At 72.3% G+C, this 18,684-nt stretch carries 17 protein-coding genes; 6 read left to right on the forward strand and 11 right to left on the reverse strand.

Going from position 1 to position 18,684, the window contains the following annotated elements:
- Positions 1-15 precede the first annotated feature (15 nt).
- The 3 genes from AB0A63_RS13345 to AB0A63_RS13355 are packed head-to-tail and all read right to left on the reverse strand — an operon-like array spanning position 16 to position 3,096.
- The gene (locus AB0A63_RS13345; protein ID WP_360389620.1) at positions 16-831 is read right to left on the reverse strand and encodes a carbohydrate ABC transporter permease; all 816 of its coding nucleotides are present in this window, start codon (positions 829-831) and stop codon (positions 16-18) included.
- A gap of 1 nt (position 832) precedes the next feature.
- Positions 833-1,810 (reverse strand): sugar ABC transporter permease, encoded by a 978-nt coding sequence (locus tag AB0A63_RS13350; protein ID WP_360389622.1) that lies wholly within the window; start codon positions 1,808-1,810, stop codon positions 833-835.
- Positions 1,810-3,096, reverse strand: a complete 1,287-nt coding sequence (locus tag AB0A63_RS13355) for an extracellular solute-binding protein (protein WP_360389625.1) — start codon at positions 3,094-3,096, stop codon at positions 1,810-1,812. The genes AB0A63_RS13350 and AB0A63_RS13355 overlap by 1 nt, the downstream gene beginning before the upstream one ends.
- A 141-nt stretch (positions 3,097-3,237) precedes the next feature.
- Between AB0A63_RS13355 and AB0A63_RS13360 the strand changes: the two genes are divergently transcribed.
- Together AB0A63_RS13360 and AB0A63_RS13365 are read left to right on the forward strand one after the other, a co-directional pair.
- Positions 3,238-4,251, forward strand: a complete 1,014-nt coding sequence (locus AB0A63_RS13360) for a LacI family DNA-binding transcriptional regulator (RefSeq protein WP_360389627.1) — start codon at positions 3,238-3,240, stop codon at positions 4,249-4,251.
- A gap of 14 nt (positions 4,252-4,265) precedes the next feature.
- Complete coding sequence (locus tag AB0A63_RS13365; RefSeq protein WP_360389630.1) at positions 4,266-6,575, forward strand: glycoside hydrolase family 3 N-terminal domain-containing protein; 2,310 nt, start codon at positions 4,266-4,268, stop codon at positions 6,573-6,575.
- Between the two features lie 189 nt (positions 6,576-6,764).
- Here the strand turns inward: AB0A63_RS13365 and AB0A63_RS13370 are convergent, their stop codons facing one another.
- From AB0A63_RS13370 to AB0A63_RS13390, 5 genes are read right to left on the reverse strand one after another with little or no spacing between them, the layout of a single operon-like run.
- Positions 6,765-7,799 (reverse strand): pyridoxal-phosphate dependent enzyme, encoded by a 1,035-nt coding sequence (locus AB0A63_RS13370; protein ID WP_360389871.1) that lies wholly within the window; start codon positions 7,797-7,799, stop codon positions 6,765-6,767.
- Between the two features lie 8 nt (positions 7,800-7,807).
- Complete coding sequence (locus AB0A63_RS13375; RefSeq protein WP_360389633.1) at positions 7,808-8,608, reverse strand: DUF364 domain-containing protein; 801 nt, start codon at positions 8,606-8,608, stop codon at positions 7,808-7,810.
- A 10-nt stretch (positions 8,609-8,618) separates the two neighbouring features.
- Positions 8,619-9,386, reverse strand: a complete 768-nt coding sequence (locus AB0A63_RS13380; protein WP_360389635.1) for an ABC transporter ATP-binding protein — start codon at positions 9,384-9,386, stop codon at positions 8,619-8,621.
- Complete coding sequence (locus AB0A63_RS13385; RefSeq protein WP_360389638.1) at positions 9,383-10,432, reverse strand: iron chelate uptake ABC transporter family permease subunit; 1,050 nt, start codon at positions 10,430-10,432, stop codon at positions 9,383-9,385. Before AB0A63_RS13385 ends, AB0A63_RS13380 begins: the two co-directional genes overlap by 4 nt.
- A complete protein-coding gene (locus tag AB0A63_RS13390; protein ID WP_360389641.1) occupies positions 10,425-11,408 on the reverse strand; it encodes an ABC transporter substrate-binding protein in 984 nt (327 codons plus the stop codon). Before AB0A63_RS13390 ends, AB0A63_RS13385 begins: the two co-directional genes overlap by 8 nt.
- 121 nt (positions 11,409-11,529) lie before the next feature.
- Here AB0A63_RS13390 and AB0A63_RS13395 point away from each other — a divergent pair, with 121 nt between their 5' ends.
- The 4 genes from AB0A63_RS13395 (at position 11,530) to AB0A63_RS13410 (ending at position 16,081) form a co-directional block, all read left to right on the forward strand.
- Positions 11,530-12,708 carry an MFS transporter gene (locus tag AB0A63_RS13395; protein ID WP_360389874.1) on the forward strand — a complete coding sequence of 393 codons (1,179 nt, stop codon included), beginning with the start codon at positions 11,530-11,532 and terminating at the stop codon, positions 12,706-12,708.
- A complete protein-coding gene (locus tag AB0A63_RS13400; RefSeq protein ID WP_360389644.1) occupies positions 12,705-13,430 on the forward strand; it encodes a TauD/TfdA family dioxygenase in 726 nt (241 codons plus the stop codon). Before AB0A63_RS13395 ends, AB0A63_RS13400 begins: the two co-directional genes overlap by 4 nt.
- A 136-nt stretch (positions 13,431-13,566) precedes the next feature.
- The gene (gene rox, locus AB0A63_RS13405) at positions 13,567-14,979 is read left to right on the forward strand and encodes a rifampin monooxygenase (protein ID WP_360389646.1); all 1,413 of its coding nucleotides are present in this window, start codon (positions 13,567-13,569) and stop codon (positions 14,977-14,979) included.
- 190 nt (positions 14,980-15,169) lie between these two features.
- On the forward strand, positions 15,170-16,081 hold the full coding sequence (locus AB0A63_RS13410) for a helix-turn-helix domain-containing protein (protein ID WP_360389650.1): 912 nt from the start codon (positions 15,170-15,172) through the stop codon (positions 16,079-16,081).
- Positions 16,082-16,111: 30 nt separating this feature from the next.
- On the opposite strand, the gene AB0A63_RS13415 is transcribed toward AB0A63_RS13410, so the two are convergent.
- From AB0A63_RS13415 to modA, 3 genes are read right to left on the reverse strand one after another with little or no spacing between them, the layout of a single operon-like run.
- Positions 16,112-17,158 (reverse strand): ABC transporter ATP-binding protein, encoded by a 1,047-nt coding sequence (locus tag AB0A63_RS13415; protein WP_360389653.1) that lies wholly within the window; start codon positions 17,156-17,158, stop codon positions 16,112-16,114.
- The gene (gene modB, locus AB0A63_RS13420; protein ID WP_360389656.1) at positions 17,155-17,943 is read right to left on the reverse strand and encodes a molybdate ABC transporter permease subunit; all 789 of its coding nucleotides are present in this window, start codon (positions 17,941-17,943) and stop codon (positions 17,155-17,157) included. Before modB ends, AB0A63_RS13415 begins: the two co-directional genes overlap by 4 nt.
- Positions 17,940-18,668 (reverse strand): molybdate ABC transporter substrate-binding protein, encoded by a 729-nt coding sequence (gene modA, locus AB0A63_RS13425; protein ID WP_360389877.1) that lies wholly within the window; start codon positions 18,666-18,668, stop codon positions 17,940-17,942. The genes modB and modA overlap by 4 nt, the downstream gene beginning before the upstream one ends.
- Positions 18,669-18,684: the final 16 nt, after the last annotated feature.

The following is an 18,684-nucleotide window of genomic DNA, read 5'->3' on the forward strand; positions in this document are numbered from 1 at the left end:
AGCTCCTCCGAGGTGTCAGCCCTTCACCGAACCGGTCAGGCCACCGACCATCCGTCGTTCGGCGAGCACGAAGAACGTGAGCGCCGGGATCATGGACAACGCGGTGAAGGCGAGCACCTTCGCGGTGTCCTGGGTGTGCTCCGACTGGAACATGGCAACGCCCAGCGGCAGGGTGAAGTTGCTGGAGTCGTTGAACACGAGCAACGGCAGCAGGAAGAAGTTCCAGCTGCTGACGAACGCGAGCACGGACACGGTCGACAGCGCGGGCCCCGACAGCGGCAGCAGGATCCGCCAGAAGAACCCGAGCTTGGCCGCGCCGTCGAGCAGCGCGGCGTCCTCCAGCTCGGCCGGGATGGCGTGCATGAACGGCCGCAGGATCACGATCGTGATCGGCAGCGAGAACGCCGCCTCCGGGATCGCGACACCGAGCGGGTTCTCCAGCAGACCGAGCTGGCGCAGCCACAGGTACAGCGGCAGGGTCGCCACTCCCAGCGGGAACAGCAGGCCGAGCGTGAACAGCGTGTAGAACGCCTCCCTGCCGCGGAAGGCGTAGCGGGACAACGCGAACGCCGCCATCGCCCCCAGCACGACCGCCAGGGTCGTCGCGATCACGGCGATCAGCGCGCTGTTGCCCAGCAACCGCCAGAACACCGGTGAGGTCGCGACCTCGGCGTAGTTCTCCCACACCCACGGGCCGGGGAGGCCCGCCGGTGCGGAGTTGATCTGCGCCGTAGTGCGGAACCCGCCCAGCAGCACGAAGAGCAGCGGCACCACCGTGACGCCCACGACGGCGAACGCGGCGAGGTAGCCCGCGGTGTTGCGACGTGACAACTCAGCCCACCGCCCTGGTCAAGGCGCCCTCGGTGTCCCTGCGCAGCGCGAACCGCTGGTAGAACAACGCGAACGTGAAGCAGATGATGAAGAGGATCACCGCGACGGCGCTGCCGAAGCCGAACTCGTAGCGCTTGAAGCCGTGGTCAATCAGGTAGGTCGCCATGGTCGAGGACGCGTTGGCGGGACCGCCGAGCGTCATGATCCACACGAGGTCGAACAGCTGCAGCGAGCCGATCACCGACAGGAAGATCCACACGCGGATCGTGGGCCCCAGCAACGGGAGCACGACGTGCCGGGTGGTCTGCCACGCGGTCGCCCCGTCGAGGGCGGCGGCCTCCCGCAGCTCGGGCGGCACTCCCTGGAGCCCGGCCAGCAGCAGGATCACGCCGAACCCGATGTACTTCCACGTGATCACGACGAACAGCGTGTAGAGCACGATCGACGGGTCGGCCAGCCACTGCTGGACCAGCGAGCCGAGGCCCGCCGACCGCAGGACCTCGTCGACGAACCCGCCCGGTTGCAGCATCAGCAGCCAGATGACGGCGGTGACGGCCTCCGACAGCACGTACGGCGCGAAGACCACCATGCGCAGGAACGTCCGCCCGCGCAGCTTCCGGTTGAGCAGCAGCGCGAGGCCGATGCTGAGCGGGAGCTGCACGACGATCGACAACGACGCGATGATCAGGTTGTGCCCGATGGCGCCCTGGAAGACGTCACCGGAGAAGGCGTCGACGTAGTTCTTCAGGCCGACGAAGTCGGTCAGCGGGCCGAACCCGTTCCAGGAGTACAGGCTGTAGACCGCGGCCACCCCGATCGGCACCAGCACGAACCCGGCGAACAGCACCAGGGCCGGTGTGAGCAGGAGGGCGAGCTCGAGACGTGTGCGGGTGCGGGACCGCCGCCGCCGGGTGCCCCCAGCCGCTGGCGCGGGCGAGCTGGGGGCGGTCAACGGCCGCGAACTGGTCGCGGTGCTCATCACTTGTTCCCGGCGGCTGCCTTGGAGACCGACTGGACGATCGTGTCGGGACCGCCCTGGCCGGCGAAGAAGTTGGCGATCGAGTCGTTCAGCGCCTGGCCGACGTTGGTCGGGAAGGCGATGTCGAAGTAGAACTGCAGGTGCGGTGCCTTCGTGACGTACTCGGAGATCTGCTTGTGCGTCTCGGTCTTCAGCGACGCCACGGCAGCCGGGTGCACGGGCAGGCCGGAACCGGTCGCCGCGAGCTTCTTCTGCACCTCTTCGCCCACCAGGTAGCCCAGGAAGTCCGTGCAGGCCTTGGCCGCACGCGAGGTGCACGAGAAGCCGTCACCGCCGCCGAGCACGGCGTCCGGGGCACCCTCGCCGCCGGGCACCGACGGGAACGGGAACCAGCCGATCTTCGAGTCCAGCTCCTTGTCCTCCGACAGGGCCTGCATCACGTCCGGGTTCCAGTCGCCCTGCAGCTCCATGGCGGCCTTGCCGTTGGCGAGCATGCCGGCCGAGCTGCCGGCGCCCTGCTGGGCCGGGGTGCCGACGAAGCCGTCCTGGAACGGCTTGGTGTCGATGAACGCCTTGAGGTTCTCGCCCGCCTTGGTGAAGCACGGGTCGGCGAACTCGGTCTTCTCCACGGCCTTCTTCAGCGCGTCGACCGAGCACTGCCGGATCGCGAAGTAGTTGTAGTAGAAGGCGTCCGGCCAGCGGTCCTTGCCGCCGACCGCGATCGGCACCAGGCCCGCGGTCTTCAGCTTCGCGACCGCGGCGTTCAGCTCGTCCAGAGTGGACGGTGGCGCGGTGACGCCCGCGGTGGCGAAGAGGTCCTTGCGGTACCAGAAGCCCACGGCGTGCATCTGGTACGGCACACCGTACTGCTTGCCCTTGACCTGCCAGCCCTGCGCCGCCTGGCCCAGCGGGCCGATCCAACCGGAGGCGCCCTGCGTGATGTCCGCGATCTTGCCGGAGCTGAGCTGTGAGGCGAGCCCGCCACCGCCCCACTGCTGGAAGATGTCCGGCGGGGTGTTGCCCTGCAGGGCCAGGGGCACCTTGGTCTGGAACTGCTCGTTCTGGATCGGCTCGATCGTGAACGAGACGTCCTGGTGGGTCTTGTGGAAGTCGTCCGCGATCTGCTGCCAGATCGACTTCATCGGTTCAGTGGTCCGGTTGTGCCACCAGGTGAGCGTGACCGGACCGTCAGCGGAGGCGTCGCCACCGCTGGAGCCGCTGCACGCGGCAAGCACGAGCGTCGCGGCTGCGGCGAGAGCGACGGACAACTTGTGCACAGAACGCATTGGGGTCCACTCCTGACGACTTCGGCCGAGTAGGACGGGGCGGGATCGAACACATGCCCTGCGGTGGCTAGAGAGAATTCCGCTTCGAAGTCGCTGTGTCAATCGTTGTCGATAACGTTTTACACGGCTAGTCTCAGCCCCGTGCCCCCTCGCTCTCGTGTCACCATCCGTGACGTCGCCGCTCAGGCCGGCGTCTCGGTGGCCACCGTGTCCAAGGTCCTCAACCAGCGCTACGGCGTCTCCGCCGACACGTTCGCGCGGGTGACGGCGGTGATCAAGGAACTCGGCTACGAGGCGAGCCTGGTCGCGCAGAGCCTGCGCAACCACCGCACGAACGTCATCGGCATCCTGGTCGCCGACATCGAGCCGTTCAGCACCGAACTGCTCAAGGGAGCGGCGGATGCCATCCGCGGCACCGGTTTCGAGCTCGTCGTCTACTCGGCGGGCGGCCGGACCGGTGACCCGCAGGGCTGGGAACGCCGGTACCTGAGCCGGTTGAGCGGCACCCTGGTCGACGGCGCCGTGCTCGTCACGCCCGCCGTGGACCTGGAGGAGGTGCCGGGCACCCCGGTCGTGGCGGTCGACCCGCACACCGGGCGGGCGGCGCTGCCGACCGTCGACTCCGACAACCTGACCGGTGGCCGGATCGCCACCGAGCACCTGCTGGCACTGGGCCACCGCAGGATCGCGCTGCTCACCGGCCGCGCGGACCTGAAGTCCGCCCAGCAGCGCGAAACCGGGTACCGCAGGGCGCTCGCGGGTGCGGGCGTCGAGGTGGACGAGGACCTGGTCCGGCCGGGTGACTACGACCGCGACGTGGCGGCCGCGTCCGCGCGGGAGCTGCTCAGCCTGCCCGACCGGCCGACCGCCATCTTCGCCGCGAACGACGTCACCGGCATCGCGGCCATCGAAACCGCTGTGGCAATGGGGTTGCGCGTGCCGGAGGACCTGTCGGTGGTCGGCTTCGACAACATCCCCGAGTCGGCGCTGTGCGCCCCCGCGCTGACGACCGTGGAGCAGCCCATCCGCGAGATGGGGCGCCGCGCGGTCTCGTTGCTCGTCCGGCTCATCAACGGAGAGACGCCGGACGGCACTCACATCACGCTCGGAACCGAGCTGATCGCCCGGCACTCGACCCGAGCGCTGTCCTCCTGACCCCTGGAGATCATGTGACGACCGAAGCCACCACCTCGGCAGAACTCTGGCGCGACCCGCACGCCGCCGCGGCGGACCGCGTCCGCGACCTGATGGCCAGGATGACCCTGCCCGAGAAGATCGCGCAGCTGCAGGGCATCTGGGTCGGCATCGACTCGGCGGGCGAGATGGCGCCGCACCAGCACGACCTGATCGTGGAGCCGCCGGACTTCGACGAGCTGACCCGCCACGGCATCGGCCAGCTCACCCGCGTGTTCGGCACCCGGCCGATCGCGCCGGAGGTGGGCGCGCACAGCCTCGCCCGCAGCCAGCGGCAGATCATCGCGAGCACCCGGTTCGGGATTCCCGCGATGGTGCACGAGGAGTGCCTCACCGGCCTGGCCGCGTGGCAGGCGACCGCCTTCCCGTCACCGCTGTGCTGGGGCGCCTCGTTCGAGCCGGACCTGGTGCGCCGCATGACGTCCCTGATCGGCGGCTCGATGCGCCGCCTCGGCGTGCACCAGGGTCTCGCGCCGGTGCTGGACGTGGCGCGCGACCTGCGGTGGGGCCGGGTCGAGGAGACCATCGCCGAGGACCCGCACCTGGTCGGCACCATCGGCGCCGCCTACGTGGCGGGCCTGGAGTCCGCGGGGATCGTGGCCACGCTCAAGCACTTCGCCGGTTACTCGGCCTCTAGGGGCGGCCGCAACCTCGCGCCGGTGTCGATCGGCCCGCGCGAGCTGGCCGACGTGCTCCTGCCGCCGTTCGAGATGGCCCTGCACGCGGGTGCCCGGTCGGTGATGAACTCCTACACCGACAACGACGGCGTGCCGGTCGCGGCCGACCCCGCGATGCTCACCGACCTGCTGCGCGACGGCTACGGCTTCACCGGCACCGTGGTGGCCGACTACTTCGCCGTGCCGTTCCTCTACCGCCTGCACGCCGTGGCGACCGACAGGGAGGACGCCGCGGCACAGGCGCTCGCCGCCGGCATCGACGTCGAACTGCCCACTGTGGACTGCTACGGCGACCCGCTGCTGACCGCCGTGCAGGAGGGCCGGGTCGACGAGGCGCTGGTGGACCGGGCGCTGACCCGCGTGCTGGCGCAGAAGTGCGAGCTCGGCCTGCTCGACCCGGACTTCTCCCCCGAGCCCGACAACGGTGCCGCGGGCATCGACCTCGACGACGCCGACTCCCGTGCCGTCGCCCGTCAGCTCGCCGAGCGCTCGATCGTGCTGCTGCGCAACGAGGGCGTGCTCCCGCTGACCTCCCGCCGCCGCGTCGCCGTGGTGGGCCCGCGGGCGAACGACCCCGGCGCGATGCTGGGCTGCTACTCGTTCCCGCTGCACGTCGGCAAGCACCACCCCGAGGTGCCGATGGGCATCGACGTGCCGACCGTCCTGGACGCGCTCGGCGACGACCACGACGTGGTGCACGCCGCCGGCTGCACCGTGTTCGGCGGCACCGACGCCGACCTGCGCGCGGCCGTCGAGGCGGCGGCCGGCGCGGAGGTCTGCGTCGCGGTCCTCGGCGACGAGGCGGGCCTGTTCGGCGGCGGGTCCTCCGGCGAGGGCTGCGACGCGAGCGACCTGCGCCTGCCCGGCCGGCAGGAGGAGCTCCTCGAAGCCCTCATCGCCACCGGCACCCCGGTCGTCCTGGTGCTGCTCTCGGGCCGCCCGTACGAGCTGTCCCGCCAGATCGACCGCCTCGCCGCCGCCGTGTGCGGCTTCTACCCCGGCGAGGAGGGCGCGGCGGCACTGGCCGCGGTCCTCAGCGGACGGGTGAACCCGTCCGGGCGCCTCCCGGTCAGCTTCCCCGGCGCCGGTGCCACCCAGCCGTCGACCTACCTGACCGCACCCCTGGGCGCGCGCAGCGACGTGAGCACGGTCGACCCGACCCCGCTGTTCCCGTTCGGCCACGGCCTCACCTACGCCCCGGTCACCTGGGTGTCCGTGACGGCCGACGCGGCGGAGTGGCCGACCGACGGCACGTGCCGCGTGGTCACCACCCTGCGCAACGACACCGAGCTGCCCACCACCGAGGTCGTGCAGCTGTACCTGCACGACCCGGTCGCCGAGGTCGCCCGTCCCGTGCAGGCACTCGTCGGTGCGGTGAAGGTCGACCTCGAACCGGGCGAGACCCGCACCGTCACCGCGGTGGTGCACGCCGACCAGACCTCCTACACCGGCCGTGCCGGTCGGCGCCAGGTCGACCCCGGTGCCGTCGAGCTGCGGGTGGGCCGGTCGAGCGGTGACATCGACACGGCGATCGGCCTGACGATGACCGGTCCGCGCCGCGAGGTCGGTTTCGACCGGGTGTTCACACCGACGTTCGACCTGAACTGACCACCTCCCCAGCATCTGCAAGTACCACCAACTCAACATCAACACGCACCTTCCTACTACCAACAGCTCCCCCGTTCCCCGGGGACAGGGGAGCCTGCTTCGGCGAGCGGCGAACGTGTTGGTGGTGGTCAGCGGCGATTCGATCATGTGTTGGTGGTACTTGCAGACGCCTTGGCAGCAAGGAGCCCCTCAGGATGCGACGGGGATGGGCTGCCGGGCCGAGGCCGCGGGTGGTGCCTCGGCGCGGTTCCAGTGCATCCGCGACCACGGCAGGTCCATGTCGGCCAGTGCCGTGATGTCGTGCGGCTCCAGCTCCGTCAACGGCAACGCCTCGGAGTGGCGCGAGTAGGCCGCGTCCACGTAGCGGTGACCGGTGTCCGGTGCCAGCAGCACGACGTGCCGGTCCGGGTCGAGCTGCTGTTCCCACCGCGCCGCGAGGTAGGCCGCGCCGGCGGAGAGCCCGGCGAAGATCGCGTGCTCGCGCAGCAACGCCACCGCGCCCGCCAGCGCCGCGTCGAAACCGACCCAGTGCACGGTGTCGTACAGGGTGTGGTCGACGTTGGCGAACGGGATCGAGCTGCCGATACCGGCGATGATGATCTCCGGGTCGTGCACGTGCTCGCTGCCGAACGTGACGCTGTCGAACGGTTGCACGCCGACCAGTTCCACGCTCGGATCGGACTCCCGCAGGAACTTCGCCAGCGCACCGGTCGACGCGCCCGTGCCCACGCCGCCGACGACGGTCAGCGGCACCGGGCCGAGCTCCGCGCGGACGACGTCGGCGATCGGGCGGTAGCCGAGGTAGTGCACGTCGTCGTGGTACTGGCGCATCCAGTGGTGGCGCGGGTTGTCGCGCAGGATCTCGTGCACCCGCGCGACCCGGCGGCTCTGGTCGAGCTTCAGGCTCGCGGTGGCGGGCATGGGTTCGACCGTCGCGCCCAGGATCTCCAGCTGTGCCCGCAACGTCTTGTCCACGGTGGTGGAGGCGACGATGTGGCAGTGCAGGCCGTGCCGGTGGCAGGCCAGCGCCAGTGCGTGGGCGTAGATGCCGCTGGAGCTGTCCACGAGCGTGTCGCCCGCGCAGACCGTGCCGCACTCCAGCAGGTGGCGCACGGCGGCCAGCGCGGAGGCGACCTTCATGGTCTCGAACCGCAGGCAGGTGGTGCGGTCGTCGAGGCGCACCAGGGCGGGTCGGCTGAGGGTGTCGGCGATGTGGTGGTCCACGACGGGGCTCACGTCCGGGTCCGGTAGCGGTGCAGGACTGTCTCGTCGGCGCTGAACTGGGAGAACGGGAACGGTTCCGCGGACAGCGCGGTCACCCCGTTGCCCAGGAACTGCCGGGCGACGGCACTGGCGGTCTGCGCGTAGACGACCAGCGGTATGTCTCGCGACCGGCAGGTGCGCAGGATCTCGTCGAACGTGCCGTTGCCGATCGTCATGCCGGTGGCCACGACCGCGTCGGCGACACCGAGGACGTCCCTCATGTCCGGTGTCACCGGGTCGCCCCACTGGGTGGTGCGCAACGACAGGTCGCACGGCAGGCACTCGGCCCCGCGGTCCCTGATCGCCGCCACCAACGGGTTCACCACACCGATCAACGCGACCTTGGCACCCGGCTCGACGTCCAGCAGCCCCGCGACCGCCGCGTCACGGGCACGAGCCCGTTCCTCCGGCGTGCCAACGGGGAGCACGACCCGTTCGGCGCCCGAGGTCCGGTGTGGACGGACCGAGGCGAGGTACGCGTCCAGCGCCGCGACCCGCACCGGCGCCGGCGCCTCGGTCAGCAGCGCGGAGACCGGCGCGCCGCTGTAGTCCGCGCACACCGCCGGGTCGGTCTCGCCCTCGGCGAACGCGCAGGCGCCGAACGCCGACCCGATCCGCACGAGCACGTACTGGTTGCGGTAGGTGGTGTCACCGCCGGCCAGCCGGGTGCCGTGGTGCACCCAGAACACACTGGTCGCCACCACGGCTCCCGGATCAGGCCCGTGCCTGTTCGCGAGCACCTCGGCGACCAAACCATCCACTGTGGTCACAACTCCCCCTTCAACGAGCCGGTTCGCGGTAGCCGACGGCCAGGTGGCCCAGGCCGTCGCGACCGATCTCGGCGTCCACTTCGAACACTTCACGCAACAACGGCGCCGTCAGCACCTCGGTGGCGCCGCCCTGCGCCACCAGGGCACCGCGGTGCAGCAGGACCAGCCGGTCGCAGTAGCGGGCGGCCTGCGCGAGGTCGTGCAGCGCCACCACGACGGTCTGCGGTGTGCCGCTGACGAGCTCCATCAGCTCCAGCTGGTGCCGCACGTCCAGGTGGTTGGTCGGCTCGTCCAGCAGCAACGCCCGCGTCTCCTGGGCGAGCGCGCGCGCCAGGTGCGTGCGCTGGCGTTCGCCACCGGAGAGCTGCTTCCACGGCCGGTCCGCGAGGTCGGCCAGGTCGAGCCGGTCCAGCGCGGCCGCGACCACCTCCCGGTCGTGCGCGTCCGGTCCGCGCCAGCGCGACCGGTGCGCGGTGCGGCCGAGCATCACGACCTCGGCGACGCGCAGGTCGCTGTCGGTGTCGGCGGTCTGCTCGACGAAGGCCAGCCGCAGCGCGCGGTCGCGGGGACCCAGCGACGCCGCGTCCGCACCGTCCCAGCGCACGGCTCCGGCGACCGGTGTGCGCAGTCCGGCCAGGCACCGCAGCAGCGACGACTTGCCGGACCCGTTGGGGCCGATCAGCCCCACCGTCTCACCGGGCTCGACGACCAGCTCGACGTCCCGCACGATCGCCTTGCCCGGCACGCCCCAGTCCAGGTGCTCCGCGGAGATCCTCACAGCTCTCCCCTCCTGCGCAGCACCAGCAGGAACAGCGGCACGCCCAGCAGCGCGGTGAACACGCCGACCGGCACCTCCAGCGGCGCGAACACCACGCGCGTCACCGCGTCGGTCCACACCAGGAACACCGCGCCGACCACCGCCGACAACGGCAGCAGCCGCCGGTGCAGCGGCCCGACCAGGAACCGCACGCCGTGCGGCACGATCAGCCCGACGAACCCGACCGCCCCGACGGCCGCCACGGCGACGGCGGTCAGCACCGACGTCGTCACCAGCAGCACGATCCGGGTGGTCCGCACGTCCACACCGAGCGAGGCGGCGGTGTCGGTGCCGAACGCGAACCCGTCCAGCGCCGCCGAGCACAGCCACACGACCAGCAACCCCAGTGCGAGCACGACCGCGCACACGGCGACCGATGACCAGCGCGCCGACGCCAGCGACCCGAGCAGCCAGTGGGTCACCGCGCGGATGCTGTCGGCGTCACCGGAGGACAGCAGGATCAACGACGTCAGCGCCGCGAACAACTGCCCGACCACGACACCGGTGAGCACGACCCGCACCGAGTCCAACCCGGTGCGCCGCAACAGCAGCATCAGCACGGAGAACGCGACGAGCGCACCGATCAGCGCACCTCCCGTGACCCCGAGCCGCGACCCGCCGAACCCGAGCACCACCACGACGACGGCGCCGGTCGAGGCACCCGAGGACACCCCGAGCAGGTAGGGGTCGGCGAGCGAGTTGCGGGTGACGCTCTGCAGCGCGGCACCGCACACGGCGAGCGCGGCGCCCACCAGCGCGGCGAGCAGCACCCGCGGCACCCTCAGGTCCCAGATCAGCGAGTCCTGCAACCGGGACAGCGGCACGACCGGCACCCCGAGGCGCCCACCGACGGCCCTGCCGATCTCCGCCCAGCCCGTGCCTGCGCCGATGCGGACGGCGAGCACGAGCGAGAGGACCAGGAAAGCGAGGCACAGCACCGTGGTCAGCGTGCGCCTGACCGGTTCCGGTGGTGCGGGTGGTTCAGCGAGCACAGCGGTGTCAGCCACCCGCGACCTCGTCGAGGCCCTTGCTGAACGCGCGCAGCGCGTCGACCGTGCGCACCGACGGGTCCATCTCGATGCCGGGCAGCTCGATGACCCTGCCGCCCTTCAGCGCGTCCAGCTGCGCGACCGCCGGGTGCTCGCGCATCATTGCGAGCTTCTCGCTCGCCTTGTCACCGGGGTTGCCGCGTTCGGACAGGTCACCGACCACGATCACGTCGGGGTTGCGCCGCGCGATCTCCTCCCACGACACCTCCGGCCACTCCTGCGCGACGTCGTCGAACACGTTGACCGCGCCCGCGATCTTGCTCATCTGGCTCGGCATGCCGTCGCGGCCGGCCACGTACGGCACGTCCTTGAACACCGAGTAGATCCACACGACCTTGGGCGCCCTGGGTCGTTTCGCGCCCGCGGCCTGCACTTCGGCCACCGCGGCGCGTTGTTCGGCGGCAAGCGCGTTCGCCTTGTCGGCCACCCCGAGGAACTTGCCGAAGTTCTCGTAGTCGCGGAACAGCCGTTCGAACGGCGGCGTGGTGCCGTCCGGGCAGTTCACCGCGCTGACGTAGCTCGGCACGCCCAGCTCCGCGAGCTCGTCGCGGGTGCCGGCGCGGTCGGTGGTGAAGTGCTCCTCGAACGACGACACCACGACGTCCGGGTTCGCCGCGCGCAACGGTTCGGAGGTCAGCACCTTCGGTGAGAGCACCGGGATCTTCGCGTAGGCCTCGGCGAACCTGGGCGACACCTTGGTCTTGAGGTTGGCCGTGCCCGCCATGCGGTCGGCGACCCCCAGTGCCAGCAGGGTTTCCGTGGAGTTCTGGTCCAGCGTGACGACCCGCTGCGGCGTGCCGGTGAAGGTCAGCTGCTTGCCGCAGCTGTCGACCACGACCGACGACGTCGGCGCGGCCCCTCCTCCCGGTGCGGCGCAGCCGGCGACGAACGCCGCGGCGGTGAGCGCCAGGCCGAGCCGGGCGGCGTGTGACATCGGATCCTCCAGTGCGAGACGACAGCGGTGTCCGTTACTGTAACGACAACCATTTTCAACACAAGCCCCAATCCGGAAGGTCGGCCGCGTGGTTCACGACACACTGCCCCCACCCGCCCCCGTGCTCAGGAACGTGGCGTTCCTGCGGCTCTGGACGGCGACCACCGCGTCCGGCATCGCCACCTGGGCGCTGCCGTTCGTGCTCGGCCTGGCCGTGCTCGACCGCACCCTCACCGCGGTGGAGCTGGGCGTGCTGCTGGCCGCACGCACCGCCGGGTTCCTCGCCGCGGTGCCGATCAGCGGCGTGCTGGCCGACCGCTACGCCCGTCGCCGCGTGGTGCTCTGGTCGGGGCTCACGGCGGCCGTCGCGGCACCGGTGCTCGCGTTCTTCGTCGGGAGCTCCCTGCCGCTCATGGCGGTTGCCGCGGTGGCGATGGGCGCGGGCCAGGGCGCGTGCCGCCCGGCGTTCCAGGCGCTGACCGCCGAGGTGGTGCACGAGGACCAGCGCCAGCGGGCCAACGCCGCGATGACGCTCTCGGTCCGCGTCACGACGCTCGTCGCACCCGGCCTCACCGCGTTGCTCGCGCTCGTCGCGACCACCGAGGCGCTGCTGCTCGGCATCGGCGCGCTGTGGCTGGTGGCGGCGCTGGTTCCGCCGCGCGGCAACGACTTCGCGGGCACGGCGGGCAGGCCGCGGTTCTTCGCCGAGTTCGCCGAGGGCGTGCGGGAGGCCCGCCGGCACCCGTGGTTCCTGGCCGGCCTGGGCGCGCTGACGGCTGTGATCGCCACCGGCTACTCCGCGACCGGCGTGGTGCTGCCGCTGGTCAGCCGCGACCGCTACGGCACGGAGGCCGTGCTCGCCGGCGCCCTCACCGCCTACACGCTCGGCGCGCTCGCCGGCGCCCTGCTGATCGCGCGCTGGCGGCCGAAGCACGCGGGCTGGACGGCGTTCGCGGGCCTGGCGCTGTACGGGTTCGCGCCGCTGAGCCTGCTGCTGCCGGTGCACCCGGCGGTCGTGCTCGCCGCCTACGCGGTGGCCGGTGTCGGCATCGAGCTGTTCAACGTGCCGTGGTTCACCGCCACCCAGCGCGAGGTCGAACCGTCCAAGCTCGCCCGCGTGTCCTCTTTGGACTTCCTGATGTCGTACGGCCTCGCGCCCGTCGGCCTGGCGCTGATCGCCCCCGCCATCGCGCACTTCGGTGCCACCGCGGTGCTCGCCGGGTGCGCCGTGGTCTGCTTCGCCGCTCCCGCGGTGGCCGCGCTGGTCCCGTCGGCGCGCGACTTCCGGGCCAGGTCGTGATCCCGGCCCGGCTGTCGGCCACCTCGCCCCAGGCCCGTGCCGCGCTGACCGGCACCGGCGCGGTGGTCCTCACCGGGCTGCCGGTCGAGCCCGGCTCGCTCGCGGTGGCGGCGGCGGTGTTGTTCGGCAGCGGGGTGCGCGAGCTGTACCCGCACCGCACGCGCAGGTCCGTGGACGGCGGCCCGCTGCCGTTGCACGCCGACAGCTTCGACGTCGTCGTGGACGTCGGCGGCAGGCAGGTGCGGCGGCGGCACCCCGACGAGGACTTCGTGCTCCTGCAACTGGTCGAGCAGGCGCCGTCGGGCGGTGAGTCGTTCGTCGTCGACGCGCACGCGTTCACCGACTCGCTGCCGGCGGACCTGCGGGCGTTCCTCACCGACGTCGACGTCGACCTGTACGGGCGGTGGGCCGGCGTCCGCGGCCTGCCCGCCACACCGCGGGTCGCGCGGCACGTCGAGCACACGCGCACCGGGCGGCGCATCACCCGCCGCACCGACGGTGCCGCTCCCCTGCACCGCGACCCCCGGAGCGACCACGTCACGGCGATGCTGCGGCGCCTCGACGAGGAGGTGGCCCGCGTGCAGCCGGCACTGCCGAGGTTCCGGCTCGACGAGGGCGACGTGCTGGTGCTCGACAACTACCGCTGCTGGCACGGCCGCGACGCGCACACCGGCACACGCTCGGTGCACATCCAGACGATCCGCACGGACGACGCCGGCTGAGCGGGTCCACACACGACAAAGGGAGGAAGCGCGCTTCCTCCCACTTCAACATATAGCGCACAGGGGGCCTTGCCACAAGACCCCGTGCCTGCCCCACACTTCACCGCGCATTGCTTGGTGAACGGGGGAGCAACACATGTATGACGTGATCATCGTCGGCGGCGGGCCCACCGGCTTCATGCTGGCCGGGGAGCTGCGCCTGCACGGTGTGCGCGTGGTCGTGCTGGAACGGGAGCAGCAGCCGACGCCGGTGGTGCGGGCGCTCGGCCTGCACGTGCGCAGCATCGAGCTGATGGACCAGCGGGGGTTGCTGGAGAAGTTCCTGGAGCTGGGGACGAAGCACGAGGCGGGCGGGTTCTTCGCCGGCATCCTCAAGCCGTGGCCCGCGGACATGGACACCGCGCACGGCTACATCCTCGGCATCCCGCAGCCGCTGACCGACCGGCTGCTCACCGAGCACGCCGTCGGGCTGGGCGCCGAGGTCCGGCGCGGCAGCGAGGTCGTGGGCCTGACGCAGGACGACGAGGGCGTGACGGCCGCGCTGGCCGACGGGAGCACGGTGCGCGGCCGCTACCTGGTGGGCTGCGACGGCGGCCGCAGCGCGGTCCGCAAGCTGCTCGGCATCGGCTTCCCCGGCGAACCCGCCCGGCTGGAGACGTTGCTGGGCGAGATGCAGGTGACGATGCCGCTCGACGAGCTCACGGCGCGGGTGGCGGAGATCCGCAGGACCAACCCGTGGTTCGGCGTGGGCCCGATGGGCGACACGTTCCGCGTTGTCGTCTCGGCCGATGACGTCCGGCAGGACCGCACGCCGCCGACCCTGGACGACTTCCGGCGCCGCCTGGTCGCCGTCGCGGGCACGGACTTCGGCGTGCACTCGCCGCGCTGGACGTCCCGGTTCAGCGACGCGACCCGGCAGGCCGAGCGCTACCGGTCCGGCCGGGCGTTCCTGGCGGGCGACGCGGCCCACGTCCACCCGCCGGCCGGTGGCCAGGGCCTCAACCTCGGTGTGCAGGACGCGGTGAACCTCGGCTGGAAGCTCGCCGCGGCGGTCCGCGGCTGGGCGCCCGCCGACCTGCTCGACAGCTACCACGCCGAACGGCACCCGGTGGGCGCCGCCGTGCTGGACAACACCCGCGCGCAGGTGCAGCTGATGACACCGGAACCGGGTCCGCAGGCGGTGCGCAGGCTGCTCGGCGAGCTGATGGACCTGGAGGGCGTCACCCGCCACCTGATCGAGAAGATCACCGCGGTCGGCATCCGCTACGACTTCGGCAGCGACCACCCGCTGGTCGGGCGGCGGCTGAAGGACGTGCGGCTCAAGGACGGCCGCCTGTTCGAGCTGCAACGCACCGCCCGCGGCCTGCTGCTCGACCAGACCGGCAGGCTCTCGGCGCGGGGCTGGGCTGACCGGGTCGACCACGTGGTCGACGTGAGCGAGGAGCTGGACGTGCCCGCCGTGCTGCTGCGGCCGGACGGGCACGTCGCGTGGGCCGGTGACGACCAGGACGACCTGGAGGAGGTGCTGCCCCGCTGGTTCGGCGCCTGAGCGCCTGAGCGCCGGTGCGGCGCCGGGAGACCACGACCCGCAGACGAGTGCGGCACAAGGGATTGACTCCCCCGGTACGGTTGCTGGCGGTGACCTGTTCAGGGGGAGGTTGCTTTTGCTGCGTATCCATTTCTCGGCAGGAGATCTGGAGCGGACGCAGGTCGCGGATCACGTCGATCCGTTGTGGGAGATGGTGTTCAGCTGGTTGCGGCTGACCGAGCGGGACAGCGGCCTGCTGTTCGAGCCGTGGTTGCGCGCGGTCCGGCGCGGCCCCGCGCGGGAGGCGGTCCGCGCCGGCGTGGGCGTGCTGTCCGTGCTGGCACCGCTGGGCCCCTACTTCCCGGACTTCCTCACACCGCCCGAGGGTGCGCACGGGCTGTCCAGCGCGCTCGCCGCGATCAGGTCGACTCCGCGCGCCCGCCTGCGCGCGGAGTTCTCGCTGCTGGCCGCGATCCGCCCGACTCCGGAGTGGACGCGTCCGCTCGTGGAGGGCGACGGCGCGGCACTGGAGGACCTCACCGGCACCCTCGCCCGCTACCACTGCGCCGTGATCGAGCCGTACACCGACCTGGTCGAGGACGCGGTGGAGACCGACCGCGTGCACCGCGCGGGCTTCGACGGTGTCGAGGGCCTGCTGCGCGGCATGTGGCCGTTGATGAACTGGCGCCCACCCGTGCTGGAGGTGCAGTACTCCTACGACCGCGACCTGCACCTCGGCGGCCGCGGCCTGCGGCTGGTGCCGTCGTACTTCTGCCGCCGCACACCGGTCGCGCTGGCCGACCCCGGTCTGCCGCCCACGCTCGTCTACCCGGTGCACCACGACTGGACGTGGCGCCGCCAGCTCTCCTCCGGCAGCCGGCCGGAGGGCGCGCTGGCCGCGCTGCTGGGCACCACCCGCTCGTCGGTGCTGGCGGCGGTGGGCACGGGCGCGACGACCACGGAGCTGGCGTCGCGGCTCGGGGCGTCGCCGTCCGCGGTCAGCCGGCACACGACCGTGCTGCGGGAGGCGGGTCTGCTCACGACGGTCCGGCGGGGACTGTCCGTGCTGCACCGGCGGACGGCGCTCGGGTCGGCGCTGCTGTGCGGGCACGACCACCGCTGAGCGGCGGGGAGGTCGTGACGGCGGTGGGGGTCAGACCGGGTACGTGTGCGTCTCGGTCGCCTTCACCGCCGCCCACACCTCGTCCCCCGGCCGCAGCCGCAGCTCGGCGAGGGTCGCCGTCGTGATGTCGGCGAGCACCGACGGCGCCCCGTCCAGCCGCACCCGCGTGGTGTGGGCGTGCTGTTCGACGGCGGCCACGGTCACCGGCCACGTGTTGCGCGGGCTGCCGGTGGGCCGGTCGAGGTGCAGGCCCACGGCGGTGGGCGGGAACGCCACGTGCACCGCGCCGTGCGCGGGCGTGGCGACGACCAGGGTGCCGCCCTCGTCCAGCGCCACCGCGGTGCCGTCGGCGGTGCCGCGGTAGAGGTTGAGGCCGACGAGGTTCGCCACGTAGTCGGTGCGCGGGCGGCGGGCGACCTCCGCGGGCGGTCCCTCCTGGACGGCGCGGCCGTCCTCCAGGATCACCAGGCGGTCGGCCAGCACCATGGCGTCGAGCGGGTCGTGCGTGACGAGCAGGGTGTGACCGGTGAAGCCGGTGAGCACCCGGCCGAGCTCGGCACGCACCTGGAGGCGGGTGCTCGCGTCGAGGGCGGCCAGCGGTTCGTCGAGCAGGAGCAGGCTCGGGCCGGTGGCGAGGGCACGGGCCAGCGCCACCCGCTGGGCCTGGCCGCCGGACAACGCGCGCGGCTTCGCCCCGGCGTGGCCCGCGAGGCCGACGCGGTCGAGCCAGGTCGCGGCCACCGCACGGGCCTCGGCCCTGCGGGTGCCCCGTGCGCGCAGGCCGAACGCGACGTTCTCCAGCGCCGACATGTGCGCGAAGAGCAGGTAGTCCTGGAACACCACGCCGATCGGGCGTTCCTCGGCCGGCAGGTACCGGCCGGGACCGTCCCAGACCGACTCCCCCACCGCGATCCGCCCGCCGGTCAGCTGCTGCAGCCCGGCCAGTGCGCGCAACGCGGTCGTCTTGCCCGCGCCGTTCGGGCCGAGCAGCGCCACCACCTCGCCGGGGGCGATGGTGAGGTCGAGGTCCAGGTCGAAGTGCGCGCGGGTGACCCGCAGAGAAGCGGTCAGGGTCATGACGGCCCGCTGATCCACCGGTCGCGCAGACCGGCCAGCACGCCCACGGACACCACCAGCAGCACCACGCTCAGCACGACAGCGGCGTCCGGGTCCGTCTCCAGGGCGAGGTAGACGGCCAGCGGCATGGTCGTGGTCTCGCCGGGGAAGTTGCCCGCGAACGTGATCGTGGCACCGAACTCGCCCAGCGCCCGCGCCCAGCACAGCACCGCGCCCGCGACCACACCGGGCAGCACCGACGGCAGGGTGACCCGCCGGAACGTGAGCCACCGCGACGCCCCGAGCGTGGCGGCGGCCTCCTCGAACCGCGGGTCGGCGGCCCGCAGCGCCCCCTCGACGGAGATCACGAGGAACGGCATCGCCACGAACGCCTCCGCGAGCACCACCCCGGCCGTCGTGAACGGCAGCGAGATCCCGAACCACGCGTCCAGGTGCTGCCCGACCAGCCCGCGCCGCCCCAGCACCAGCAGCAACGCCACACCGCCCACCACCGGCGGCAGCACCAGCGGCACGGTGACGAGCGCACGCAGGAACCCCCGCCCCGGCAGCCCCGAGCGCGCGAGCAGCCAGGCCAGCGGGATGCCGAGCACCAGGCACAGCGCGGTGGCCAGCGACGCGCAGACCAGGCTGAGCCGCAACGCCTCCCCGACCTCGGCGCTGAGCAGCCCCGGCAGCTCGGTCCACGGCGCCTTCACCAGCAACCCGGCCAGCGGCACCAGCAGGAACGCCAGCCCGAGCAGCGCGGGCAGCAGGAGGACGACCGGCAGCCGGTGACGCCTGGTCACGGCCCGTCGAACCCGGCGGCGCTCAGCGCGGACCGGCCCTTCTCCGACAGCACGAGCTCGACGAAGGCACGGGCAGCGGCGGCGTTGGGGGCCTTGGCGAGCGGCGCGATCGGGTAGTCGTTGACGGCCTGGTCGGCTTCGCTGAAAGCGATGCCCTCGACCCTGTCCCCCGCGGCCTGGACGTCGGTCTTGTAGACCAGGGCCGCGTCGACCTCACCGAGCGAGACCTTGGTGAGCACCGCCTTGACGTCCTGCTCCAGCGTGTCCGGCTGCGGGGTCACCCCGGCGAGGCCGAAGACCTTCTTGGCGGCGGCACCGCACGGCACCTGCTCCGCGCACAGGGCGATCTTGCGGTCCCGATCGGCGAAGTCGGCCAGCCCGGTGACCTTCCCCGGGTTGCCCTTGGGCACCACGATCCGCAGCCTGTTCCTCGCGAACGTGCGCGGCGCCTCGGTGATCGCCCCGGTGTCGGCGACCTGCTGGAGGTTCGCGGGCGCGGCGCTGGCGAACACGTCGGCGGGCGCGCCGTTGGTGAGCTGCTGGGCGAGCGCCGAGCTGCCGCCGAAGTTGAACCTGACCCTCGTGCCGGGGTGGGCGGCCTCGAAGTCCCTGCCCAGCGCCGTGAACGTCTCGGTGAGCGACGCGGCGGCGAACACCGTGACGTCCCCGCCGATCCCCCCGGCCGCCGGCTCGGCGGACCCGCACCCCGCGAGCCCCAGTGCGATGAGTGCCACGAGCGGA

It is taken from the genome of Lentzea sp. NPDC042327 (assembly GCF_040647275.1).
Lineage (GTDB): Bacteria > Actinomycetota > Actinomycetes > Mycobacteriales > Pseudonocardiaceae > Lentzea.